Origin of the sequence: Pseudoalteromonas sp. NEC-BIFX-2020_015 (assembly GCF_012952265.1) — a bacterium.
Lineage (GTDB): Bacteria > Pseudomonadota > Gammaproteobacteria > Enterobacterales > Alteromonadaceae > Pseudoalteromonas > Pseudoalteromonas neustonica.
The window spans coordinates 1-653 of sequence record NZ_JABCJL010000095.1; the positions used below are offsets into that span (position 1 = coordinate 1).

Consider the following 653-nt stretch of genomic DNA (forward strand, 5'->3'; position numbering starts at 1 on the left):
GCTCAGGTTAATGATGCCCGTATTTTGAGTATTAAAAATGCCATGCCATTAACAGAAGACACGGGAGTAATAGAACCAAATCAACAGTTAGTTGAAGTGCTCATTGCGCAATTCAAAGTGTTACTCAAGGGAATAGAATCGTTAGATAAAGCGATAAAAGAGGCCTATAAAGCACAAGATGATAAAGTGATTTTTGATAGTTTCCCTGGTGCAGGTCCGCAACTTGCCCCACGATTATTAGTTGCATTGGGCAGCAATAGGGACCGTTATGATGATGCGTCTGAGCTACAAAAATATGCGGGTATTGCGCCTGTGATTGAACGTAGCGGTAAGAAAATGTGGACGCATTGGCGGTACAGTTGCCCAACATTTCTAAGACAAACCTTTGTGGAATGGGCCGGTTTTTCGATACGCTATTCGTTTTGGGCAAAGGCTTATTACGAGCAACAAAAAAGTAAAGGTAAACCTCATAATAGCATTATAAGATCACTGGCTTTCAAGTGGATCAGGATCGTATTTAGGTGCTGGAAGACACATACACCTTACAACGAATCAACATATTTAGAAGCACTAAAAAGAAGAGGTTCGCCGCTGTTAAAATTTGCAATAAATAGCTAAATTTTACTAGTTGTCCACCTCAGGGCGTGTTGTTA

The 653-nt window shown here is 40.6% G+C and carries 1 protein-coding gene; it reads left to right on the plus strand.

Going from position 1 to position 653, the window contains the following annotated elements; all coding sequences use genetic code 11:
• Window positions 1–618 (plus strand): transposase (locus tag HH219_RS21705; RefSeq protein ID WP_169328614.1); only part of this gene is annotated, 618 nt, incomplete at its 5' end.
• Between the last annotated feature and the right edge of the window lie 35 nt (window positions 619–653).